Genomic DNA, 23,316 nt, shown 5'->3' on the forward strand with positions numbered 1-23,316 from the left:
CCCCAGCGGGGGAGAGGGTTAGGGTGAGGGGGAACCGGCATCGAATTCGTTGCAAAGAGCCAGAAGAAATTGCCGTCCGTTCCCCCTCACCCTCCCAATGCTCTGCATTGGGGCCCTCCCTCTCCCCCGCTGGGGGCGAGGGTATGACGGGCCTTATGTCAGACATCCTCGAATCCGCCGTCACCCTCACCGCTATCGAGAAGAGCTTCGGCGCCGTCCGCGCACTCGCCGGCGTCGATCTCCTGCTCAAGCCCGGCGAATGCCTGGGGCTGGTCGGCCATAATGGCGCCGGCAAAAGCACGCTCATGCATGTGCTCGCCGGCACGCTGAAACCCGACCAGGGCCGCCTCGTCATCGGCACGCAGGATGTGAGCCGGCAATACAGCGCCAGCAATGCCTCGGCGCATGGCATACGCTGCGTGTTCCAGGAATTGTCGCTCTGCCCCAATCTGACGCTGGCCGAGAATGTCCGCATCGTCCACCGCGCCCTTAAAGGTATCGGCTGGAAGGCGAAGGCGCGCCGGCTCATCGGCGAAAAGCTCGACGAGATCTTTCCCGGCCATGGCATCGATGTCGATCAGGAAGCGGGTGATCTCAATATCGGCCAGCGCCAGATGGCGGAGATCGCGCGCGCCTTCACCGTCACCGACGAGCCGCTGCGCGTCGTCATCCTCGACGAGCCCACCTCCTCGCTCGATGCGGTGACCGCCCGGCAGCTCCTGACCTTCATGCGCCAGGAAGTGGCGCGCGGCACCAGCACCATCCTCATCTCGCATCTCCTTGGCGACGTGCTCGATTATTGCGACCGCATCGCGGTGATGAAGGACGGCAAGGTCGTCGCCGAGAAGGAGGCCCAGAATTTCACGCGCCATTCGCTCGTCGCCGCGATGGGCGCCACCGCCGAGAAGGCGGGCCCCGGGACCACCGCGCGCCGGCGGATTTCGAGCGCGCTCACCATCGAGGCGACGCCGCTCACCGCGACGCAAACCGGGAAACTCTCGGTGCGCAAGGGCGAGATCGTCGGTCTCGCGGGTCTCGCCGGGCACGGCCAGACACGTATGCTGATCCAGATTTTCGACGGCGCCCGCAAGCACAGCGCCGCCTTCATCGCCGGCGACCGACAGTCGGACGGCGTCTTCAATCTGTGGTCCATCGGCGAGAATGTAACGGTGAGCGCGCTTCGCCATCTGAGAAAAGGTCCGCTGATCAGGCCGGAGCACGAGCACAATATGGCGCGTAACTGGAAGCAGCGCATCGGAATCCGCACGCCCGACATGAACAACAACATTCTGACGCTGTCGGGCGGCAACCAGCAGAAGGCGCTGTTCGCCCGGGCGCTCGGATCCAAGGCCGATATCGTGCTGATGGACGACCCTATGCGCGGCGTCGATATCGGCACCAAGCTCGAAGTCTATGAGATGATCCGCGCCGAGGCGGAAGCAGGCCGCAGCTTCGTCTGGTACACGACCGAGATCGACGAGCTCAAACATTGCGACCGCGCCTATATTTTCCGCAACGGCGCCATCGTCGCCGAGCTTCAGGGCGATGAGCTGAGCGAGGACAAGGTGCTGCACGCGTCCTTCGCGGAGAGTGCGTGATGTCAGGGCGGTCTCATATGGGATCTCGTGAGAGCGCGAGCTACTCCCACGTTTTCCCTTCGCCCGTTGCGAAGCAATGGGAGAAGGTGGCCGAAGGCCGGATGAGGGCTCTTTTCTTGAGCTATCTGCGCAATCGGAAGAGCCCTCACCCGCCCTATCGGGCACCCTCTCCCATCCTGCGGACGGGAGAGGGGGAGAACAGGAGAGGCCGGGATACATGACGGCGCTCGCGCTCAACCGCAAAACCTTGCGGGCGCTCCTACCCCTGGCCTCGCTCGCCCTCGTGCTCGCCGCTACCTTCTATGCGCAGCCGCGCACCATGAGCTATTTCGGCCTCAACCTGATGCTGCAATATGCGGTGCCGATCGCGCTCGCCACCATCGCCCAGATGTTCATCATCACGGTGAACGATCTCGATCTGTCGATCGGTCCCTTCGTCGGCCTGGTCGGCTGCATCGGCGCGACTTACCTTCATGACACGCCGGTGCTCGGCATCCTGGCGCTGCTGCTCTGCATCGGCGCCTATGCCGCCATGGCGGCGCTCATCCATCTGCGCAACCTGCCCTCGATCGTGGTGACGCTCGGCGCCTCCTTCATCTGGCTCGGCATCGCGGTGATGATCCTGCCCTCGCCCGGCGGCAAGGCGCCAGACTGGCTGAAGGCGATCATGTCGCTGCAGGTGCCGCTCATCCCCTTTCCGATCATCGCCGCCCTCCTCATCGCCCTTCTCGTCCATATCGGGCTCATGACCTCTTCCTATGGCGTCATCATGCGCGGCACCGGCGGCAATCCGCGCGCCATGGCGCGGGCCGGCTGGTCGGAGCTCAAGACCAAGATGGTGATGTATGGGCTGGCGGGATTCTTCGGCGTGTTGTCGGGCCTCTCCCTCATCGGCCTCACCACCTCGGCCGATGCTCATATCGCCGACCGCTACACGCTTTATGCCATTGCCGGCGTCATCTTGGGCGGCGGTGAATTCGTCGGCGGCCGGGTGTCGCCCTTCGGCGCGGTGATCGGCGCGCTCACCCTGGCGCTCGCCGGCTCGTTCCTCATCTTCATGCGTATCTCGCCCGACTGGCAGATCGGCGCGCAAGGCGCGATCCTGATCATCGTGCTGGCGCTGCGGGCGCTCATCTCGGCCGGCGAGGCACGGCGATGACGAACATCTGGACAAAACTGCGCGCTCAGCCCTGGATCTGGTCCTTCATCGCGATGATCGCGGTGTGGCTCGCCACCATCGCCTTCACCGGCGGCCAGGGGGCGGGCGAGATCCTCACTGCCGCTCTTTCTTTCGCCACCTTCACCATCATCATCGGCCTCGGCCAGATGATGGTGATCACCACCGGGCCCGGCAATGTCGATCTCTCCATTCCGGCGACGATCACACTCGCCGGCGTCGTGGCGACGAAAGTAATGGACACCGATAATGCCAGACTGCTGATCGGCATCTTGGCCGCCTTGGGCGCGAGCTTTGTCGTCGGTCTCTTCAATTACGGGCTGATCCGGCTGCTGCGCATTCCGCCGATCATCGCGACGCTGTCGTCGAGCTTCCTCATCCTGTCGACGGCGATCTCCTATGGCCGCGGCATCCGCATCAAGCCGCCGCCGATGCTGGCGGATTTCGCCACCACGCGCATATTGGGGGTGCCGCTGCTGGCGATCTTCGTCCTCGCCTTGTCGATCGGCATCGCCCTCCTGATCAAACGTACGCTCTATGGCCGCACCGTGCTCGCCATCGGACAGAATCCGCGCGCCGCACGGCTCGCCGGGCTCAATGTCGATCTCACCCGTTTCGCGACCTATCTTTTGAGCGCGCTTCTCGCCGGCGTCACCGGCATCGTGCTGTCGGGCTTTTCCGGCGGCGCCGCCCTCAATATGGGTGAAGGCTTCCTCCTCGCCTCGATCGCCGTCGTGGTCATCGGCGGCACCTCGGTGGCGGGCGGGCGCGCCAATGTGCCGGGCATCTGGGGGGCAGCGCTTTTCATCTATCTTCTCGACACGATGCTCAATACATTCGGCGCCAGCGCCGGCATCCGCCTGATCATGACGGGCGTGATCATCATCGCGGTCATCACCATCGCCGGCGGCGACCGGCAGCAACGCTAATCCATTCGAAAAGCAGGAGCACAACGGCCATGACGAAGAAAAAAATCGGACTGATCGGCGCCGGCCTGATGGGCCACGGCATCGGCAAGAATATCGTCACCAAGGGCTATGAGCTCACCGTGCTGGCGCACCGCAACCGGGCGCCGATCGACGATCTCATCGCCAAGGGCGCCAAGGAGGCGAAAAGCCCGCGCGAGGTCGCCGAGAAGAGCGACGTCGTATTTCTGTGCGTCACCGGCTCGCCGCAAGTGGAGGAGACGCTGTTCCGCAAGGACGGGCTGCTCGAGGGGATCCGCCCCGGCATGATCATCGCCGACTGCTCGACGGCGGAACCGTCCTCGACGCTCAAAGTGGCGGCGGCGATCGAAGCGAAGGGCGCGCATTTCGTTGATACACCGCTGGTCCGCACGCCCAAGGAAGCGGAAGAGGGCAAGCTCGGCGTGATGACGGGTGGTGATGAGAAGATACTGGCCGAGATCAGGCCGGTCATCGAATGTTTCGCCGATACGATCATCCATGCCGGCGGCGTCGGCGCCGGACATACGCTGAAGCTCATCAACAATTACATCGCCATCGGCACCGCGGCAGTGGTGGCGGAGGGCATCGCCGCCGGGCTCAAGGCCAAGGTCGACATGCAGGCGCTCAACGATATCGCCATGGCGGGCGGCGCCCGCTCGGTGATGTTCGAGCGCCTGATCAAGGTGCCGCTCGCCGACGACGACTCGGCCGCCAAATTCGCCATCGACAACGCCCGCAAGGATGTCCGCTACTACACCACCATGACGCAGGCGATGCCGCTATCCTCCTTCGTGGCGGAAGCGGTGCACCAGACGCTGGTGCTCGGCTCGACGCATGGCTACGGCGACAAATATGTGCCGCGCCTGGTCAATCTGATGTGCCAGCTGAATGGGGTGAAGCTGTAGGAGAGGACACGAAGTCTTTCGAGATTTTCCCCTTCTCCTGCGCGAAGCGTGGGAGAAGGTGGCCGAAGGCCGGATGAGGGCTCTTCCTTCCAACGATCTTTGCGGAGCGAAGAGCCCTCACCCGCCCTATCGGGCACCCTCTCCCATTGCTACGCAACGGGAGAGGGGAAAGTTGGAAGCAGCTTCGCCTAACTGAGACTTCTCACCCCTTGGCGATCTGCTCGGCCTTCTTGACCAAGACCTCGGCCTGGCGGATCGAGGCGTAATCGATGAGGCGGCCGTCGAGCGACACGGCGCCCTTGCCGGCTTTCGCCGCTTCTTCCATCGCGACAAGAATACGCTTGGCGCGTGCGACATCCTTCTCGCTAGGCCCCATCGCCTCGTTGGCGAGCGTCACTTGCGAGGGATGGATGGCCCATTTGCCTTCGCAGCCCAGCACCGCGGCGCGGCCGGCGGCGGCTTTGTAGCCATCGGCGTCGGAGAAGTCACCGAAAGGACCATCGACGGGACGCAGGCCATTGGCGCGGGCCGCGACGACCATACGGGCGAGCGCATAATGCCACATGTCGCCCCAATGCGTGGCGCGTGAGCCGTCATCGAGCTTGTCGGTCAGCACCGAATAATCGGGATTGGCGCCGCCGATATTGGTGGTGCGGGCGCGCGTCGAGGCGGCGTAGTCGGCGACGCCGAAATGCAGCGATTCATTGCGGCGGCTGGCGCCTGCGATCGCCTCGACATTCTGCATGCCGAGCGCCGTCTCGATGATGAGCTCGAAGCCGATCTTCTTCTTGCGGCCCTTGGCGGTCTCGATCTGCGTCGCCATCATGTCGATGGCATAGACATCAGCGGCGGTGCCGACCTTAGGAATCATGATGAGGTCGAGACGGTCGCCCGCCTGCTCGAGAACGTCGACGACATCGCGATACATATAGTGGGTATCGAGGCCGTTGATGCGCACCGAGAGTGATTTGCGGCCCCAGTCGATATCGTTGATGGCCTGGATGATGTTCTTGCGCGCCTGCTCCTTGTCGTCCGGTGCGACCGCGTCCTCGAGATCGAGAAAGATCACGTCGGCGGCCGATTTCGCTGCCTTTTCAAAGAGCTGCGGCTGGCTGCCGGGCACGGCGAGCTCGCTGCGGTTGAGCCTTGCGGCGGCCTGTTCGACGGTGTGGAAGCTCATGGAAGACCTCTCGGGTGACGTGACAGGGCGATGAGACAACAGGAGGAAGCGGGATCACGTCAAGCGGCAATTCGGTCGCAGTGACGAATTCATCCGTTGGCGGATGATTTTTACCCTCGCCCCTCGCAGAGCGGAGAGGGAGGGACCCGTTGCAACGCAACGGGAGGGTGAGGGGCCTCTTCGTGATTGATCTCGATGTGAGATAAAGTGATTTTTCCGATTGATCGGGAAGAGATGATGCTGCTGACAGGCCCCTCCCCCTTCCCGCCGCTGCGCGGCGGGCCCCTACCCTCTCCCCGCTGAAGCGGGGCGAGGGTGCTCAGCGGCCGCCATCATCCCGATGCGCACCGGAAGAGTAATAAAACGCAATAGCCTGGGCGCGGCTCGAGAGATTGAGCTTCTCATAGAGATTGCGCAGGTGGAATTTCACCGTGTTCACCGAAATATCGAGTTCGCGCGCTAGCGACTTGTTGTCGAGGCCGCGCGCCAAAGCGGCGAGCAGCGTGCGCTCGCGCAGAGTGAGAGCGCTCGCGGGATCGCGGGCAAGTTCGCGCACATCGATGAAGGGAAACATCATCTGGCCTTGCGCCACGGCGCGCGCCATCACCAGAAGCTGCTCCGGCGACTGGTGGCGTGGTGAGAAACCGGCGGCGCCCGCCGCCATGGCGCGGCGCAGGATCTCGGGCTCCTCAGCCGCCCCATAGACGATCAGCCGCGGCGGCGAAGGCCGCAGACGCAGCGTATCGAGGAGGCGCTCACCCCCCATCACGGGGAGATTCCAGTCGATGAGCCCGACCCGGACCGGCACCCGCGTGACGGCGGCAAGAAATCCTTCCGCCGAGGCGGCGGTCGCCACCAGGCTGAAGGCCTTGTCGCGATCGATGAAGTCGGACAGGGCCGCCAGCATCAGGGGATTGCCGTCCCCCAGGGCGATGTCGATAGGCGCCTGATCGGCCATTTGATCAAATCCCATACTGATGGGTAGGTCACTTGGCTTACAATTAGCACACCACCATTCTAAAGGATAGGAAATCTCCTATCCTTATGGACATCCAAAAGCAGGTGATAGGGACGTTGTGCGCGGGACCCTACCCGGTGAGATAATGCACACATAAGCAAATCACCAGCGAGGGAGGAAACCATGCCAGGTGTTCGCGGCCTTTTCATTCCAGGGCCTACCAATGTGCCGGATGCGGTGCGCCGGGCCGTTGATGTCCCTATGGAGGATCAGCGGGCGCCCGACCTACCAGCCTTCACCTTGCCGCTGTTCGAGGACGTGAAGAAGGTCTTCAAGTCCAGGACCGGTCAGGCCTTCCTGTTCCCCTCTTCCGGCACCGGCGGCTGGGAAGCCGCCCTCACCAACACGTTGTCGCCCGGCGACAAGGTGCTCGCCGCCCGTTTCGGCCAGTTCTCGCATCTGTGGATCGACATGTGCATCCGGCTCGGCTTCGAGGTCGACGTCGTCGATGCGCCCTGGGGCGAAGGCGTGCCGGTCGATATTTTCGCCGCCCGCCTCAAGGCCGATCGCCACCACAAGATCAAGGCGGTGCTCGTCCCCCACAATGAAACCGCGACCGGCGTCACCAGCGATATCGCGGGCGTGCGCAAGGCGCTCGATGAAGCAGACCATCCGGCACTCCTCTTCGCCGACGGCGTCAGCTCGATCGCCAGCATCGATTTCCGCATGGAGGACTGGCGCGTCGATATCGCCGTCTCAGGCTCCCAGAAGGGCTTCATGATGCCGGCCGGCCTCGCCATTCTCTGCGTCAGCCAGAAGGCGCTCGCCCAGGCGCAAGACGCGCAGTCGCGGCGCTGCTATTTCGACTTCGCCGACATGGCGCGCGTCAACAAGGACGGCTATTTCCCCTATACGCCGCCGACCCATATGCTGCGCGGCTTGCGCGCCTCGCTCGATCTCCTCTTCGCCGAGGGCCTCGAGCATGTGTTCCAGCGCCATCACCGCCTCGCCGAAGCCGTGCGCCAGGCGGTTTCCGCCTGGGGCCTGAAGCTCTGCGCCGCAGCACCGCACTGGCAGTCCGACACGGTGAGCGCGATCTATTTGCCGGACGGCTTCGATTCCAACGCCTTCGTGCGCCATGCCTACAAAGCTTACGGACTCTCGCTCGGCGTCGGCCTGTCGAAGGTCGCGGGCCGCGTCTTCCGCATCGGCCATCTGGGCGATCTCAACGAGCTGATGGTGCTGACCGCTTTGTCGGGCGTCGAGCTCACATTGCGCGACCAGGGCGTTCCCTTCACCGCCGGCAGTGGTGTCGCCGCGGCGATCGAGCATTTCCACCGCACCCAACCGGCACAGCTCGCAAAGGCGGCTTGAAGATGGACATCCACGAATATCAGGCGAAGGAAATCCTCTCGCGCTTCGGCGTCGCGGTGCCGCAAGGCGGTCTCGCTTACAGCCCCGAGCAGGCGGCCTATCGCGCCCGCGACATCGGGGGCAGCAAATGGATCGTCAAGGCGCAGATCCATTCGGGCGGCCGCGGCAAGGCGGGCGGCGTCAAACTCTGCTCCTCCGAGCATCAGGTCGAGGAGGAGGCCGACGAACTGTTCGGCAAACGCCTCGTCACCCATCAGACCGGGCCCCAAGGCAAGACCGTCTATCGCGTCTATGTCGAAGGCGCCGTCGCCATCAAGCGCGAGATCTATCTGGGCCTGGTGCTCGACCGCAAGTCGGAGCGCGTGATGGTAGTGGCCTCGAGCGCCGGCGGCATGGAAATCGAGGAGATCGCCCAGCGCGAACCCAACTCGATCATCCGCAGCGTCGTCGAACCGGCGGTCGGCATGCCGGCCTTCCAGGCGCGCGAGATCGCCTTCGGCCTCGGCCTCGAGCCGGCGCTGACGCAGCAGGCGGTCAACACCATTCTCGGCTGCTACAAAGCCTTCGAGGAGCTCGATGCGACGATGGTCGAGATCAATCCGCTGGTCGTCACCGAGGACAACCGGCTCATCGCGCTTGATGCCAAGATGACCTTCGACGACAACGCCCTGTTCCGCCTGCCGCATATCGCGGAACTGCGCGACAAGTCGCAGGAGGATCCGCGCGAGACACGTGCGAATGACCGCGGTCTTTCCTATGTCGGGCTCGACGGCTCGATCGGTTGCATCGTCAATGGCGCCGGCCTCGCCATGGCGACCATGGACATGATCAAGGCGGCGGGCGGCGAGCCCGCGAATTTTCTCGATATCGGCGGCGGCGCCACGCCCGAACGTGTCGCCAAGGCGTTCCGGCTCGTCACCTCGGACCAGAATGTGCGCGCCATCCTCGTCAACATCTTCGCCGGCATCAACCGCTGCGACTGGGTGGCGGAAGGCATCGTGATGGCGCTGCAGAAAACCCCCCTCAACATGCCGGTGGTGGTGCGCCTCGCCGGCACCCATGTCGAAGAAGGGCGCAAGATCCTGGCGCGCTCCGGCCTTCCCATCATCCGCGCCGGCACACTCGCCGAAGCGGCGAGCCGCGCGGTCGCCGCGTGGCGCAATGACAGCCTGACAAAGGTGGCCTCATGACAATCCTTCTCGATCGCGCGACCCGCGTCCTGGTCCTCGGCATCACCGGCAAGATCGGCAGCTTCCACACCCAGGAAATGATCGCCTATGGCACCAATATCGTTGGCGGCGTCACACCCGGCAAAGGTGGCTCCATGGTCCATAATGTGCCGGTCTTCGACACGATCAAGGAAGCGGTGGAGAAGACGGAAGCCAGCGCGGCGATCGTCTTCGTGCCGCCGCCTTTCGCGGCCGATTCGATCATGGAGGCGGCCGACGCGGGGCTGAAGCTCTGCGTCGCCATCACCGACGGCATTCCGGCCAAGGACATGATCCGGGTGAAGCGCTACATGCGCCGCTACGCCCGCGAGAACCGCATGCAGCTCGTCGGGCCCAATTGCGCCGGCATCATCTCGCCCGGCAAGTCGCTGCTCGGGATCATGCCGGGACATATCTATCTGCCCGGTCATATCGGCGTCGTCGGGCGCTCCGGCACGCTCGGTTACGAAGCCGCGGCGCAAATGAAGGACCTCGGCATCGGCATCTCGACCAGCGTCGGCATCGGCGGCGATCCGATCAACGGCTCGTCCTTCCGCGACATCCTCGAATTGTTCGAAAACGATCCCGACACCCATGCGGTGATGATGATCGGCGAGATCGGCGGACCGCAGGAAGCCGAAGCCGCCGCCTATATCAGAGAGCATATGACGAAACCGGTCGCCGCTTATGTGGCGGGTCTCTCGGCGCCGAAAGGCCGGCGCATGGGCCATGCCGGCGCCATCATTCAGGCTTTCGGTGAGAGCGCCAGCGAGAAGGTGGAACTGTTGCGCGATGCCGGTGTGGCGATCTCGCCGTCACCTTCGGAGATCGGCCGCACCATGGAGACACTGCTGAAGGCAGCGTGAATACGCATCTCCGCTCCCCATCGTCGTCCCGGCTTTCGCCGGGATGACGAGCTGGGAAAGTGCGGAGCCTATTCGCCAACATCGATGATGGCGTCAGCGAAAGCCTGCGGCGCTTCCTGTGGCAAATTATGTCCGATGCCGCCGGTCAGGTTGCGATGCGTATATTTGCCTGAATACATCTTCGCATAGACGCCAGGCTCGGGATGCGGGGCGCCATTGGCGTCGCCTTCGAGCGTAATCGTAGGGATGTGGATGACGGGCGCCTTCGCCAGCCGCTTCTCGAATGCATCATATATCTGTTCGCCTTCGACGAGGCCGAGGCGCCAGCGGTAATTATGGATCACGATTGCGACGTGATCCGGATTGACGAAAGCGGCGGCACTGCGCGCGAAGGTCGCCTCGTCGAAATTCCACTTGGGCGACGCCAGCTGCCAGATGAGCCGCGCGAAGTCATTGGTATATTTCTCATAGCCTTCGCGGCCACGCTCGGTCGCGAAATAATACTGATACCACCATTGCAGCTCGGCCTTGGGCGGCAGCGGCTGCTTGCCCGCCTCCTGGTTGCCGATGAGATAGCCGCTGACGGAGACCAGCGCCTTGCAGCGCTCGGGCCAGAGGGCGGCCAGAATATTGGCGGTCCGCGCGCCCCAGTCGCAGCCGCCGATCGTGGCCTTTTCGATTTTCAGCGCATCCATGAGATTGATGATGTCGACGGCGATCACCGATTGCTGGCCATTCCGTATCGTCTCATCCGACAGGAAACGCGTCGGTCCGTAACCGCGCAGATAAGGCACGATCACACGATAGCCTTTAGCCGCCAGCAAGGGAGCGACATCGACATAAGTGTGAATGTCGTAAGGCCAGCCATGCAGCAGGATGACGGGCGGACCGTCGGCCGGACCTTCCTCCGCATAGCCGACATTGAGCATGCCAGCCTCGATCTGCTTGATCGCACCGAAGGAAGTTACCGCCGCCCTGGCGGCTTTTTTGGCGCCGAGATCGATCGCGGCGAAGGTCATGGCCGCGGCGCCGACGAGAAGGCGGCGGCGCTGATCGATGGTTTCGCGGGGCTTGTCCATGGTATCCTCTTCGTATTGCAATGCGACGAGCTGGTCATTAGGGAACGACGGAAAATGGCATCGCCGCCCTATGCATCATACCAAAGATCGTCACAGGCCGAGGTCAATTCCATTATACGATGGTGGCGGCTAAAGCTTTGGATCGGGTCAGGCGAGATAGCCCGAAACCCCATCCCACAACAATTTCAAGGCCGTCACGACCAGCAGTCCGTAGCAGGCCCGATAGAGCTGGCGCTGGTCCAGCCGGCCGTGAAGCCGCCAGCCAAGCCAGATACCGGCAGGAATGACGGGCAGGCAGACCGCCATCAATATCCAGACGGGAGCGGTCGGCCTCACCAGCAGCAGCCACGGCACTGCCTTGACTGCATTGCCGACGGTGAAGAACAGGCTCGTCGTTCCCGCATAGATTTCCTTGCTGAGGCCGAGGGGCAACAGATACATCGCAAGCGGCGGTCCGCCCGAATGCGCCACCATGGTGGTGATTCCGGAAGCGAAGCCGGCCGTGACCGCCTTCGGCGACGAACGCGGACGGATCGTCACTTTGGCCCCGGCGGCAAACCAGAGTCCGACAAAAATCAACGTGATTGCCGCCATCATGATCGCGATGGCGCGGTGGTCCAGTATACGGAACAGCAGATAGCCAATCCCGATGCCGATCAGGAGTCCCGGCAAAAGCAGCGCAAGGTCGGGCTTCGACCATGTCGAGGGCCTCCAGTAGCGCAACGCGACCAGATCCATGGCGATGAACAGAGGCGCGAGCAGGCCGCCGGCGGTGACCGGGTCCATCACCAGCGACAGGAGTGGAATCCCGATTATGGCGAATCCGCCCCCGAACGCACCCCGCATAAAAGAGATCAGGAACACGCCGGCGAGGGCGACCAGGATCGTGGCAATTGTCAACTCCATGTGACCGCCCTCTTGCCATCGTTCACTGGTGAGCAATGCCGAGCTGCGACGCCATATGGACGAGGTCCGGCAGCGAGCGCGCCAGCATCTTGCGCATGGCGTGGCCGCGATGCACCTTGACCGTGATTTCACTGATGCCGAGCTCGTAGGCCACCTGCTTGTTGCGCAGGCCCGCGACGACCCGGGCCATGACCTCCTGCTCGCGGCGGCTGAGCGAAGCATGGCGATCCCGCAAATTGCGTGTTTCGGTATCGCCGGCCAGGACTGAGCGGCTGCGCGCCAGTGCCTCGTCAATGGCGCCCAGCAGGACTTCTTCGTCCTCCGCCTTGGTCAGGAAGTCGACCGCGCCCGCTTTCATCGCTTTGACGGCCGTCGAGAGATCACGATTGTCGGTGACGAACACAAAGGACAAGTCGCGGCGTTCGGCTGAGACAAGCTTCTGCACCTCAAGCCCACCGAGATCGCGCAGGTCGACATCGAGAATCACGCAGCTGGGACCCGACGGCCGCGGGTGAGTCAGGAATTCGTACGCGGATGAGAAGGCTTCCGGCTGCCAGCCGGCGGATCGGACCAACACTTCCAGGGATCGGCGCGTGGCAGAATCTTCATCGATGATGAATATGATGGGTGCCTCGTGGACAAGAGCGGCCGGCTTCGGCCTGGCGTCCGAATATATCGACTGATACGAATACATTGCCGTCACCTCCGTTGCTGGGATGGGTTCAACGCCGCCGCTCAATGAGCGCCGCCGCCACCGACCTTGATCTTGCGGGTGAAGAGCAGCGCCACCGCCGCGAGGGCCAGGACCGTCCCGATCACGGCAAAAGTGTCGCTGAAGCCCTGAATCAACGCCTGACGATGAACGGTCGCGCCGATGACGGCGATCGCCTTGTGCTGAGCAAGCGCGATATCGGTCACCCCATGAGCGGTGAAATACTGCGTCAGGTCGGCGATCCGGTCACGCACCTCGTCCCGATAGATCGTGACGGACTGGCCGATGATATTCGAATGGAACTGCTCGCGCTTGGTGAGCACCGTCGCCAGCGTGGCCGTGCCGACCGCACCGCCCAGATTGCGCAGCATGTTCGAGAGGCCTGAGGCCGCACCCGCCTCGGCGGGTGCAATGCCCGCGGTCGTGATCACGCTGATCGGTGTCAGGACCAGGGCCTGGCCGATGGCGCGCACGATATTAGGCAGGAAGAACTGGTCGCCGGCGCTGTCGAGCGACAGATTGATGTTCATGAAGGCGCTCGCCGCGAAGATGCTGATGCCGACGAAGCCGACATGACGCACGTCGAAACGCTTGATCAGCAGCGGCACGAGCGGAATGATGAGAAGCTGCGGCAAGCCGGTCCAGGCGAGAACGAAGCCGATCTGCTCGGCATTGTAACGCTGCACCTGGCCCAGATACTGCGGCAGGATATAGACGGTGCCGAAAAGCGCCACGCCGACCAGCACATTGACTAATATGCCGATGCCGAAATTACGCTGCTTGAGAAGGCGCAGCTGGACGAGCGGCTTCTTGACGGTAAGCTCGATGATGATGAAGGCGGTGAGAAACAGCGCCGCCGTCAAAGCCAGCTTGACGATGAAAGGAGACTGGAACCAATCGTCCTTGTTGCCTTCCTCGAGCACGGTCTGCAGCGCCGCAAGCCCGATGGCCATGGTGACGATGCCGGCCCAGTCGCCCTCTTTGAGCAGCGACAGCTGCATCGGCTTCCGCTCGAGCGTGAAATAGAGCGCCACGAACATCAGCAGGCTCGGCAGCGCATTGACGAAGAAGATGGTCTGCCAGCCATAATTCTCGGTGAGATAGCCGCCGATGGTCGGCCCGATGGCCGGCGCGAAGGTGACCGACAGCGCGAACATGGCGAGGCCGATCGGCTGCTGCGATTTGGGCAGCCGGGTCAACACCATGGTGAAGGCCATCGGGATCAGCACGCCGCCGGCAAAACCCTGGAGACCGCGCAGCGCGATCATCGAGCTCAGATCATGAGCGAAGGCACAGGCCGCCGAGAACAGCGCGAACAGAACCACATTCGCCAGCATGTAGCGCCTGAAGGAAAAGACGCGGCTCAGATAATCGGTCAGCGGTATGACGATGATCTCGCCGATGAGATAGGAAGTCGAGATCCAGGCGCCGTTATCGACGCCGGTCCCGATGCCGCCTTCGATGTCGAGCAGCGAGGCGTTGGTGATCTGGATGTTGAGGATCGCCATGAAGGCGCCGATCATGCTGGCGAGCACCGCAATCCAGGTCGCCATGCTGGCCTTTTCGGAGGACGCCGGAGGAGAAGAAATATTGGTCTGGGTTGACATCATAGCCTCCCGCCATGATTTCCTCGTGGGGACGCCTCAGTTGATCGCTTTGGATATGGACGCGGTCTGGGTCGGCTCGGACCTCGTATCGATCGTCGGATAGACCGACATGCCGGTCCGCAGAACGACTGAAAGCGGGCCTTTCTCATCAAGCACGATCTTCACCGGAATGCGCTGCACCACCTTGGTGAAGTTGCCGGTGGCATTGTCGGGCGGCAGCAAGGCGAATTCCTGGCCGCTGGCCGGCGAGAGACTGTCGACATGGCCTTTGAAGACCTGACCCGGGAACGTGTCAATTTCGACATCGACCAGCTGTCCGGCACGGACGTCGGTGAGCTGGGTCTCTTTGTAATTGGCGATGATGTAAGCATCATGGGTCGGCACGACCGCCATAAGCTGCGTGCCCGCCTGGACATACTGGCCGACGCGTAAGGTCCGGTTGCCGACCAGGCCGTCAATGGGAGCGACGAGGCTCGTATAAGAGAGATTGAGCCGGGCCTGGTCCTCCGCCGCCTTGGCGCCGGCGAGCGCGGCCTCAGCCTGGGCGAGCTCGGCTTTGCCGACATCGAGCTGCTTGGTGGTATTGGCGAGCACCGCCGTGTCGCGCGCGACCGCCGCATGGGCGGCGTCCAGGCGGGAGGCCGCCTGCTGCGCGTTCTGAACCGTGCCGAAACCCTTCTTGGCAAGCTCGGCATAACGCTTGTTTTCCTGCTCGGCGAAAGTCTCATTCGCCTCATCGACCACGACCGTCGCCCGGGCAGCGTCGATCTCGGCCTGTTTGGCGACGAGCGCCGCCTGCTTGTTGGCGATATTGGCTTCCGCCGCCGCGACATCAGCCTGGGCTTTTTCGAGGGCGACCTTGAAGTCGCGGTCATCAATGCGGGCCAGGATCCCTCCGGCCTTCACCGGCTGGTTGTCATTGACCAAAACCGCCGCGATATAGCCGGAGATCCTGGGGGCGATCGTCGTGCTGTCGGCCTTGACATAGGCGTCATCGGTCGAAACCAGGAAGCGACCGGACGTCCAATAGGTCCAGCCGTAATCGGCGGCGCCTCCCAGCGCGGCAAGAGCGACGCCGGCAAACAGTGCGGCGCGCAGCCAGCGCTTCAGGCCGGCCTTGGGTACATCCACCGCTATTGCCGGAACCGGAAGGGGAACTTCTTCCGGCAGCTTCAAACCGGGCATCGCTTCGGCGGTTGGAATGGTCTTTTCCGCTGTAAAAGCTGCTTCATGTTTGCTCATGGCCCGAACCTTTCCTGCACTGCGAGGGCCGAAAATCCGGCTTGCTCTTTTTAGGAAAACTGATATTTTCCTAAATATGCCTGGCCAGACCCGTTGTCAATAGAATTTGGAAAATGACTATGGTCGATAATACTAAAGTCTCAAAACGCCCCCGCGGGCGGCCGCAAATCCGGCCCGATGACGAGACGCGGCAGATGATCCTCCAGGCGGCCCGCCAGGAATTTCATGCCAGCGGCTATGCCGGCGCCAGCATGAACCGGGTGGCCGAGCGCGCCGGTGTGTCGACCAAGACCATGTACCGCCTGATCCCGACCAAGGCCGAATTGTTTCAGAGTGTCATCTCGGCGCGGATTTCTCGCTTCATTCTGGAAATGGACGAGGAGCATCTCGACGGGCTGCCGGTGGATGAGGCGCTCGAGCACATCCTGATCGCCTATGGCACCTTGACCTTCGACCCGGACACGGTGTCGAGCCTCCGCCTCGTGCTTGCGGAATGCGACCGCTTTCCCGAGATCGCCGCCGCCTTCGACGAGCTTGCGCTGCGCCGCACGACGCAGACCATGGAAGGATGGCTGCGGCAGCAACGTGATCGCGGCATGATCGAAATCGATGACACCGCAACCGCCGTCGGCATGCTGAGAGGCATGATGGTGATGGAGCCGCAGCGCGCCATGATGCTCGGCCTCAAGCCGCCGCCGGATCACGCCGAGATCGTCAAGCGGGCCCGCAATTGCGCGCGGCTTTTCCTGGATGGGTGCCGGCCCAAACAGCGATAGACCGGGCTTAGCACCCGGTCCATCATCCTTCCACCGTCCTGTCGTTTCAGCTTGCTTTGCGCAACGGCCTGAACGCCGTGCGAAGCTCGGACGTCAGCAGCGCCGGCTGCTCCCAGGCGGCGAAGTGACCACCCTTGGGGAGCTTGTTGTAATGGATGAGGTTGGGATAGGCCCGTTCCGCCCAGCTCTGCGGCGCTTCATAGAGCTCGTCCGGAAAGACGCTCACCGCCACGGGGATGGTGACGTTCTTCGGTGCAAAGAAGGCGAGCTTGCTTTCCCAATAGAGCCGCGCCGCCGAGATCGAGCTGTTGGTCAACCAGTAGAGCGTGGCGTTGTCGAGAATGTCGTCCCGCGTCAGGCCTTCAGGATGTCCGTCGAAAACCCGCGCGATGAGCTGATAGCTTTTCTCGTCGTGATCGATCATCCACGCCGCCATGCCGACCGGGGAATCGACGATCCCGTAGAGAGTCTGGGGACGGTTGGACATCTCGATCGCATAGCCGAGACCGTGCTTGTAGAAAGTGTTGAGCTGGTCATAGGCCTTCTGCTCATCGGCCGAGAGGCCGGACGGCGGCGGGCCGCCAACGGTGAGAGCCTTCGCCACGTCGTCAGGAACAGTGGCCGGCATGTTCACATGGATGCCGAGCAGTCCCGGCGGCGTCAGCAAGGCCATCTGCTCCGTCACGGCATCGCCCCAGTCGCCGCCCTGCGCTACATAGCGCTTGTAGCCAAGACGCTCCATCAACACGACCCAGGCCCGCGCGACGCGCTGGGGGTCCCAGCCGGTCGTTTCGGGCTTGGCAGAGTAGCCATGACCCGGCAGTGACGGAATGACCACGTCGAAGGCATCGGCGGCACTACCACCATGGGCGGTCGGGTTGGTCAGTGGGTCGATGAGCTTGAGCTGCTCAAGGATCGAGCCCGGCCAACCATGCGTGATGATGACCGGCAGCGCATTTTCATGCTGCGAGCGCACGTGAATAAAATGGATATCGAGCCCGTCGATCTCGGTTACGAACTGCGGAAGGGCTTTCAGCTTCGCTTCGATCCGGCGCCAGTCGTAATCGGTCGCCCAATACTGCGCGAGCTTCCTGATCGTCGCGGACTGCACGCCCTGCGATGAATCCTTCACCGTCTCCCGTTCGGGCCACTTCGTCGCCTTGAGGCGCCGGCGCAAATCGGCGAGATCCGCTTCCGCGGCTTCGATCGCGAAGGGGCGGATCGCGTCGCGTCCTGTCGCTGCCTGAAGCGCTCCGGGAAGCATGCTCAGGGCACCTGCGGCAACTGCCGTGGCAAGAAGCTCACGACGTGTAGGCGATAGCGATTTCATCGACATGACAACCTCCTAGGTTCTCCAGATTGGTCGGATGCGATGAAAGGTCGGGCGGCAACGACGCCAAGACCATTATACGATGGTGTCGGTGATACTTATGGATCGGCGAGCAGGGCGGGCTGAGCTAATGCTCACGCGAGCTCGCAACCGCCCCGGCGCCGGCGCAGACGACGAGCGCAATGCCGGCGAGCTGCTGCAGACTCAAGGCCTCGCTCAGAATGATGTAGCCGGCGAGGGCCGCGACAGCGGGCTCGATGCTCATCAGGATGCCGAAGCTCGCCTGCGACAGGCGGCGCAGCGACATCATCTCGAGCGCATAGGGCAGAAGCGGCGTCAGGATGGCAAGGCCCATGGTCTCGAAAACAAGGCCCGACGGCAAGGTGAAGCCGGTCTCATAGAGACCGAAGGGTGTTGCGATCACCGCGGCGGCGACGAAGGATATGGCGAGCCCGTCCAATCCGCGGAAGATCCGGCCGACCTTCTTGTTCAGAACGATATAGGTGCCCCAGCCGACACCGGCGAGGAGCGCGAAGCCGAAGCCCAGGACATCGATGGTCCAGCCTTCAAGATTCAGCGCCAGAAGGAGAACACCGGCGAAAGCCAGCACCAGCCAGAGAATGCGCCAGCTCCTCGCGAAGCCGAAGGCCGCGACGGTGAGCGGACCCAGCAGCTCGATGGCGACGACGAGGCCGAGCGGCACGCGCATGATCGCCACGAAAAAGGTGAGTGTCATCGCCGCCATGGTGGCGCCGAGCGCCAGGGTGAGCAGAAGCTCCCGCGGCCGATAGCGGCGAATATCGGGACGCACGATGATGAACAGCATGATCGCCGCCCAGGCGAGCCGGCCCCAGGTGGTGGCGAAAGGCCCGTAAGCGGCCATGGTCGGCTGCGCAAAGGCGGCGCCCGCCTGCACCACGATCATCGCGGTCAACGCCATGAGCGCGGCAAGGCCCGTCTGCGAGGCGGGCGACGGTCCGCCTTCGGCCACGGCGCAATTTGCGTTGTTCTGCACGGTCCACTCCTGAGAAGGCCAGCTTCTAGCGCGGGATCAGGAAAAGTGGATACCGGTTTTCCGCCCGATCACGCGCCAACTTAAGATTCCGATCACGTTTATCAATTCAGGTCGTAAAGACCTGAATTGATCGTGATCTAACGCTTTTCTATTCGGCTGCGAAGGGGATTTATATGGATAAAATAAGGCAAATCGTGCTACACTCCTCATTTACAGAGGCAGAATAGAGGATTTACATGATCGACGAAGTGGATCGGCAGATCATCGATCTCCTGGCGGAGAATGCCCGCCTGTCGCTGAAAGAGCTGGCGGCCCGAGTGAACCTGTCCTCGCCCAGCGCGTCCGAGCGGCTGAAGCGGCTGGAGGAGCGCGGCGTGATCCGCGCTTTCACGGTGGAGGTTAATCCGCAGTCCTTCGGCTACGCACTGCAGGCGATCGTGCGCATCAGGCCATTACCGGCACAGATGGCGCGCGTGCAGCAGATGATCGAGGAGATCCCGCAATTCACCGAATGCGACAAGGTCACGGGCGACGACTGCCTCGTCGCCAGGCTGCATGTGCGCTCGATCGAAGAGATGGACGAGATCATCGACCGTATCGGCGACAAGGCCGAAACCAACACCGCCATCGTCAAAGCGCAGACCTTGAAGCGGCGGCTGCCCCCGTTGTGACGGTGGTCGTCAAGCGGCTCTGGATGGCCCCAGCACGCCGCGGCGCACCTGATCCTCCTCGATGCTTTCGAACAAAGCGCGGAAATTGCCCTCGCCGAAACCGTCGTCACCCTTCCTCTGGATGAACTCGAAGAAGATCGGGCCGATCACGGTTTTCGAGAAGATCTGCAGCAGCACTTTGGTCTCGCCGCCATCGACGACACCTTCACCGTCGATGAGGACGCCGTGTTTCTTGAGCTTCTCGATGGGTTCCTGATGGCCCTTCACGCGCTCGGCGCATTTCTCATAATAAGCCGCGGGCGGCGGCGGCATGAATTTCACGCCATTGTCGGCCAGCGCGTCAGTGGCGCCATAGATGTCTTCCGTCGCGATGGCGATATGCTGGATGCCCTCGCCCTTATATTTGCGCAGATATTCCTCGATCTGGCTTTTGTCGTCGGCGCTTTCGTTGATCGGGATGCGGATCTTGCCACAGGGCGAATTCAGCGCGCGTGAGAAGAGCCCGGTAAACTTGCCCTCGATATCGAAGAAGCGGATCTGGCGGAAATTGAAGAGCTTGGCATAGAAGCCGAACCACTTGTCCATATTGCCGCGGAAGACATTGTGGGTCAGATGATCGAGATAATAGAAGCCGATGCCTTTGGGCTTCGGATCCTTCTCGCCCAGCCAGTCGAATTCCGCTTCATAGGGCGAGCCCTTGGCGCCGTAGCGGTCGACGAAATAGAGGAGGCTGCCGCCGATGCCCTTGATGGCGGGGACATCGAGCGTCTTGTCGGCCCCTTCATAGGCTTCGGCGCCAAGCGACACGGCATGGCGAAATGCATGTTCGGCGTCGACGACACGCCAGGCCATGGACGGCGCACACGGCCCGTGCCGGCCGACGAAATTCATGCCGAAGGAGTGGGCTTCCGCATTGAGGATGTAGTTGATGTCGCCCTGGCGCCAGACGGTGATGTTCTTGGTCTTGTGGCGGGCGACGGGGGTGAAGCCGAACTTGCCGAAAAGCAGGCTGAGCTTCTCGGGCTCGGGATGCGCAAATTCGACGAATTCAAAACCGTCGGTGCCGGCCGGATTGTCGGGGCCGATCTCGGGCGGCGGTGCGTCATGCGGATAAGGGCCCATGGGAAGTCCTCACGGTTGCGAATGTCCATAATAAGTCGCCAGACCTGTCGTTTTCGGGCATAATAGTGCTCATCTTCCTCAAATTTGCACGGAAACGAGCGCCATATGGATGAATTCGACCGGAAAGTACTGAACTCCCTCCAGCGCAACAGCGCCCTGGCGCGAGCCGATTTCGCCCAGGAGGTCGGCCTGTCGGAATCACAGGCGGTGAGGCGGCGTCAGGCGCTCGAGCAATCGGGCCTGATCCGCCGCTATCGCGCCGATCTCGATGCGCGGGCCTTAGGTTTCGCCGTCACCGCTTTCGTGCATGTGAAGCTGAAAGGCCATTCGGACGGCAATGCGCGGCGTTTCCGCGACCTGGTGCGCCTCACACCCGGCATATTGGAGGCGCATGCGGTGACCGGCGATTTCGATTATCTCCTGAAAGTCTGCGTCGCCGATCTCGACGGCCTGCGCGATCTCGTCAATGGCGTGCTGTTGATGCACCAGACCGTCGACCGGGTGCGCTCCGAGATCGCGCTCGAAATCCTGCGCGACGATCACCTGCTGGCGCTGTAGCTCAGGCTTCCTTCGGCGGGCCGGTTCTGCGGTTCGGCATCGTGGATCGGCTGGCCGGCCATGGCCCAGGCCTCGATCCCACCCTGGAGCGGCCGGATCTTCTTGAAACCGGCCCGCTTCAGATGCAAGGCGGCGACGGCGGCGGACGCCTCATTGGGGCACGAGCAATAGATGATGATCTCGGCATCACGCGCATAGTTTTTGGCGACACCAGAAATCTCGTCCGGATGCGCGCCGATCGATCCCGGTATGATGCCTTCCTTACGGCGCATCTCGGCGGTGCGGACATCGAAGATGACCGGGGCTTTCCCCGCATCGATAAGGCCGACGAGCTCCTGCGCTGAAATGCGCGCCATCTTGAGCCGCCGGATGAAGAGCTGCCGGTCGATCACCCGGTAGGCGGCATAGAGAAGCAGAAGGCCGACGACGAGGGCGATGCCATACTCGCCCCAGCGCGCCACCATCTCCAGAGCGGAATCGACCGTGTTGCGGAAGAGATGCCCCAGCACGACCGGAAGCGCCACATAGGCCGCGGCGCCCAGCCCATCGAGGAGGAGAAAAGTCGGAATGGCGAGCCTGGAGACGCCGCAGAGAAGGACCAGCACCAGCGCAAAGCCCGGAAGGAACTTCACGAAAAGCAGCGCCAAGGCGCCATGATGGGAGAAGCGGTCCTGCGTCCGCCTGACACAATTGTCGCGCGCGAAGCTCAATTTGCAGACCACCGATAGAGCGCGCTGCCCGAAGCGGGCGCCGGCGGAATAGATGACAAGATCGCCCAACAGCACGCCGGCGATCCCGATGGCGGTGATCAGAACGAGCGAGTCACCGCCGGCATAACTCAACGCGCCCGCCGCCACGAGGACCGGATAGGACGGCAGCGGCAGGCCGAGCTGCTCGATGAAAGCACTCGCGAAAACGAGAATGAGGCCATATTGCTGGACAAGGCTGATGAGGTCCATGATCTCACCAGACTATCCCAGCCGGCGGCAGCTGAACATTATATTTCAGTATCGGGTTGCCGTCGGGGGTGGGCGTCCAGGAAAGCCGGCAGCTCCTTGCAGTGCCGGTCGACCGCTTCGATTTTCTTCAAGTGCGAGATGTCGATCTTGAAGCGGCGCGCATTGAAGACCTGCGGGATGAGACAGATATCGGCTACCGACGGGCTGTCGCCGAAGCAGAAACGCCCGCCCTCGATCAAAGCCTCCACTGCGTCGAGGCCACCTTCGAGGATCCAGTGCCGATACCACTCATCCGCCTCCTGCTGCGAATGCCCCAGGGGACCTTTGAGATAGTTGAGCACGCGAAGGTTATTGAGCGGGTGGATGTCGCAGGCAATCGTCAGCGCCACGGCCCGGGCCTTGGCCGCCAGGACCGGATCGGCGGGAACCAGGCGCGGCTCGGGGCGGATGGCCTCCAGATAGTCGATGATGGCGAGCGACTGGGTGATGACGGTGCCATCATCGAGCTCGAGGGCCGGGACAAGGCCTTGCGGATTGTGGGCGCGGTATTCGGGCGTGTTCTGCCGACCGCCCTCCTTCACCAGGTGCACGCCGACCTGCTCGACCTCGATGCCTTTCAGATTGAGGGCGATGCGCACGCGATAGGCGGCCGACGAGCGGAAATAGCTATAAAGCTTCATCACGCCTCTCCTCGAGCTTCAACGCTTTTTCGAGCGCCCCGATGCCTCTGGCGAGGGCGCGGCCCTCGCTTTCGCTCAAACGTGCCAGAAGATCCCGCTCATAATCGAGCACCAATGGCTCGAGTTGGCGGAATAGCTTACGGCCCGCTGCGGTGAGACGGAGATGGAAGGCGCGCTTGTCGTCGGGTGCCCGGATGCTTTCGATGAGGCCCCGCCGGCTCAAAGCCTCGACCGCGCGGCTGATGGTCGATTTATGGGTGCGGGTCGATGCGACGATGGCCTTGGCGGTCCAGGTCTCGCCCGCCGACAAGGTGGCGAGCACCCGCCATTGCGGGATGTCGATGTCGAAACGCTCGGCATAGAGCGTCGCCAGCTGTTCCGAAATCTCCGCCGCCAGCCGGTTCAGCCGGAAAGGCAGGAAACAAGTGAGCGCGAAATCGGCCATG

At 62.8% G+C, this 23,316-nt stretch carries 23 protein-coding genes; 10 read left to right on the forward strand and 13 right to left on the reverse strand.

What is annotated here, in order from left to right; genetic code table 11:
* Window positions 1–155: 155 nt before the first annotated feature.
* The 4 genes from JHL16_RS32700 to JHL16_RS32715 all read left to right on the forward strand — a co-directional run bounded on the left by JHL16_RS32700 (window position 156) and on the right by JHL16_RS32715 (window position 4,627).
* On the forward strand, window positions 156–1,598 hold the full coding sequence (locus JHL16_RS32700) for a sugar ABC transporter ATP-binding protein (RefSeq protein ID WP_246771233.1): 1,443 nt from the start codon (window positions 156–158) through the stop codon (window positions 1,596–1,598).
* A gap of 217 nt (window positions 1,599–1,815) precedes the next feature.
* Window positions 1,816–2,757, forward strand: a complete 942-nt coding sequence (locus JHL16_RS32705) for an ABC transporter permease (RefSeq protein WP_200189026.1) — start codon at window positions 1,816–1,818, stop codon at window positions 2,755–2,757.
* Window positions 2,754–3,704 (forward strand): ABC transporter permease, encoded by a 951-nt coding sequence (locus JHL16_RS32710; RefSeq protein ID WP_200189027.1) that lies wholly within the window; start codon window positions 2,754–2,756, stop codon window positions 3,702–3,704. The genes JHL16_RS32705 and JHL16_RS32710 overlap by 4 nt, the downstream gene beginning before the upstream one ends.
* The gene (locus JHL16_RS32715) at window positions 3,704–4,627 is read left to right on the forward strand and encodes an NAD(P)-dependent oxidoreductase (protein WP_348647329.1); all 924 of its coding nucleotides are present in this window, start codon (window positions 3,704–3,706) and stop codon (window positions 4,625–4,627) included. The genes JHL16_RS32710 and JHL16_RS32715 overlap by 1 nt, the downstream gene beginning before the upstream one ends.
* 202 nt (window positions 4,628–4,829) lie before the next feature.
* Here the strand turns inward: JHL16_RS32715 and JHL16_RS32720 are convergent, their stop codons facing one another.
* Both JHL16_RS32720 and JHL16_RS32725 read right to left on the reverse strand, forming a co-directional pair.
* Window positions 4,830–5,807, reverse strand: a complete 978-nt coding sequence (locus tag JHL16_RS32720) for an HpcH/HpaI aldolase/citrate lyase family protein (RefSeq protein ID WP_137860006.1) — start codon at window positions 5,805–5,807, stop codon at window positions 4,830–4,832.
* A gap of 319 nt (window positions 5,808–6,126) precedes the next feature.
* A complete protein-coding gene (locus JHL16_RS32725; RefSeq protein ID WP_200189029.1) occupies window positions 6,127–6,765 on the reverse strand; it encodes a response regulator transcription factor in 639 nt (212 codons plus the stop codon).
* Between the two features lie 183 nt (window positions 6,766–6,948).
* Between JHL16_RS32725 and JHL16_RS32730 the strand changes: the two genes are divergently transcribed.
* From JHL16_RS32730 to sucD, 3 genes are read left to right on the forward strand one after another with little or no spacing between them, the layout of a single operon-like run.
* Window positions 6,949–8,139: an aminotransferase class V-fold PLP-dependent enzyme gene (locus JHL16_RS32730; RefSeq protein WP_200189030.1), complete on the forward strand. Its 1,191-nt coding sequence runs from the start codon at window positions 6,949–6,951 to the stop codon at window positions 8,137–8,139.
* A 2-nt stretch (window positions 8,140–8,141) separates the two neighbouring features.
* Entirely contained in the window at window positions 8,142–9,329 is a 1,188-nt protein-coding gene (locus JHL16_RS32735) for a malate--CoA ligase subunit beta (protein WP_200189031.1), read from the forward strand.
* A complete protein-coding gene (gene sucD / locus JHL16_RS32740) occupies window positions 9,326–10,213 on the forward strand; it encodes a succinate--CoA ligase subunit alpha (RefSeq protein ID WP_200189032.1) in 888 nt (295 codons plus the stop codon). Before JHL16_RS32735 ends, sucD begins: the two co-directional genes overlap by 4 nt.
* Before the next feature lie 68 nt (window positions 10,214–10,281).
* On the opposite strand, the gene JHL16_RS32745 is transcribed toward sucD, so the two are convergent.
* The 5 genes from JHL16_RS32745 to JHL16_RS32765 form a co-directional block, all read right to left on the reverse strand.
* Window positions 10,282–11,292 carry an alpha/beta fold hydrolase gene (locus tag JHL16_RS32745; protein ID WP_200189033.1) on the reverse strand — a complete coding sequence of 337 codons (1,011 nt, stop codon included), beginning with the start codon at window positions 11,290–11,292 and terminating at the stop codon, window positions 10,282–10,284.
* Window positions 11,293–11,439: 147 nt separating this feature from the next.
* Window positions 11,440–12,198, reverse strand: coding sequence for a sulfite exporter TauE/SafE family protein (locus JHL16_RS32750; protein ID WP_200189034.1), 759 nt, complete (start codon window positions 12,196–12,198; stop codon window positions 11,440–11,442).
* Window positions 12,199–12,220: 22 nt separating this feature from the next.
* Window positions 12,221–12,937, reverse strand: a complete 717-nt coding sequence (locus JHL16_RS32755; protein WP_246771234.1) for a response regulator transcription factor — start codon at window positions 12,935–12,937, stop codon at window positions 12,221–12,223.
* Window positions 12,934–14,517 carry a DHA2 family efflux MFS transporter permease subunit gene (locus JHL16_RS32760; RefSeq protein WP_200189680.1) on the reverse strand — a complete coding sequence of 528 codons (1,584 nt, stop codon included), beginning with the start codon at window positions 14,515–14,517 and terminating at the stop codon, window positions 12,934–12,936. Before JHL16_RS32760 ends, JHL16_RS32755 begins: the two co-directional genes overlap by 4 nt.
* A gap of 36 nt (window positions 14,518–14,553) precedes the next feature.
* Window positions 14,554–15,759 (reverse strand): HlyD family secretion protein, encoded by a 1,206-nt coding sequence (locus JHL16_RS32765; RefSeq protein ID WP_200189035.1) that lies wholly within the window; start codon window positions 15,757–15,759, stop codon window positions 14,554–14,556.
* A gap of 119 nt (window positions 15,760–15,878) precedes the next feature.
* On the opposite strand from JHL16_RS32765, the gene JHL16_RS32770 reads away from it, so the two are divergent.
* Window positions 15,879–16,535, forward strand: a complete 657-nt coding sequence (locus JHL16_RS32770) for a TetR/AcrR family transcriptional regulator (protein ID WP_200189036.1) — start codon at window positions 15,879–15,881, stop codon at window positions 16,533–16,535.
* Window positions 16,536–16,581: 46 nt separating this feature from the next.
* Here JHL16_RS32770 and JHL16_RS32775 read toward each other — a convergent pair whose 3' ends face one another.
* Both JHL16_RS32775 and JHL16_RS32780 read right to left on the reverse strand, forming a co-directional pair.
* On the reverse strand, window positions 16,582–17,871 hold the full coding sequence (locus tag JHL16_RS32775; protein ID WP_200189037.1) for an epoxide hydrolase family protein: 1,290 nt from the start codon (window positions 17,869–17,871) through the stop codon (window positions 16,582–16,584).
* 121 nt (window positions 17,872–17,992) lie between these two features.
* Window positions 17,993–18,880 carry an EamA family transporter gene (locus JHL16_RS32780; RefSeq protein ID WP_348647312.1) on the reverse strand — a complete coding sequence of 296 codons (888 nt, stop codon included), beginning with the start codon at window positions 18,878–18,880 and terminating at the stop codon, window positions 17,993–17,995.
* A 236-nt stretch (window positions 18,881–19,116) separates the two neighbouring features.
* Between JHL16_RS32780 and JHL16_RS32785 the strand changes: the two genes are divergently transcribed.
* Window positions 19,117–19,551 carry an Lrp/AsnC family transcriptional regulator gene (locus tag JHL16_RS32785; protein WP_200189038.1) on the forward strand — a complete coding sequence of 145 codons (435 nt, stop codon included), beginning with the start codon at window positions 19,117–19,119 and terminating at the stop codon, window positions 19,549–19,551.
* A 9-nt stretch (window positions 19,552–19,560) separates the two neighbouring features.
* Here JHL16_RS32785 and hppD read toward each other — a convergent pair whose 3' ends face one another.
* Window positions 19,561–20,673, reverse strand: coding sequence for a 4-hydroxyphenylpyruvate dioxygenase (hppD, locus tag JHL16_RS32790; RefSeq protein WP_200189039.1), 1,113 nt, complete (start codon window positions 20,671–20,673; stop codon window positions 19,561–19,563).
* Between the two features lie 105 nt (window positions 20,674–20,778).
* On the opposite strand from hppD, the gene JHL16_RS32795 reads away from it, so the two are divergent.
* Window positions 20,779–21,231, forward strand: a complete 453-nt coding sequence (locus JHL16_RS32795; RefSeq protein WP_200189040.1) for an Lrp/AsnC family transcriptional regulator — start codon at window positions 20,779–20,781, stop codon at window positions 21,229–21,231.
* Here JHL16_RS32795 and JHL16_RS32800 read toward each other — a convergent pair.
* Genes JHL16_RS32800 through JHL16_RS32810 form a run of 3 tightly spaced genes read right to left on the reverse strand, consistent with a single transcriptional unit; the run spans window position 21,213 to window position 23,315 of the window.
* Window positions 21,213–22,190 carry a rhodanese-like domain-containing protein gene (locus JHL16_RS32800; RefSeq protein ID WP_200189041.1) on the reverse strand — a complete coding sequence of 326 codons (978 nt, stop codon included), beginning with the start codon at window positions 22,188–22,190 and terminating at the stop codon, window positions 21,213–21,215. The two genes, JHL16_RS32795 and JHL16_RS32800, sit on opposite strands and share 19 nt — an antisense overlap.
* Window positions 22,191–22,228: 38 nt before the next feature.
* Window positions 22,229–22,870, reverse strand: a complete 642-nt coding sequence (gene maiA / locus JHL16_RS32805; RefSeq protein ID WP_200189042.1) for a maleylacetoacetate isomerase — start codon at window positions 22,868–22,870, stop codon at window positions 22,229–22,231.
* Window positions 22,857–23,315: a MarR family winged helix-turn-helix transcriptional regulator gene (locus tag JHL16_RS32810; RefSeq protein WP_200189043.1), complete on the reverse strand. Its 459-nt coding sequence runs from the start codon at window positions 23,313–23,315 to the stop codon at window positions 22,857–22,859. The genes maiA and JHL16_RS32810 overlap by 14 nt, the downstream gene beginning before the upstream one ends.
* Window position 23,316: the final 1 nt, after the last annotated feature.

The organism is Taklimakanibacter albus (assembly GCF_016595235.1).
In the GTDB taxonomy this organism is placed as follows: Bacteria; Pseudomonadota; Alphaproteobacteria; order Rhizobiales; family Aestuariivirgaceae; genus Taklimakanibacter; species Taklimakanibacter albus.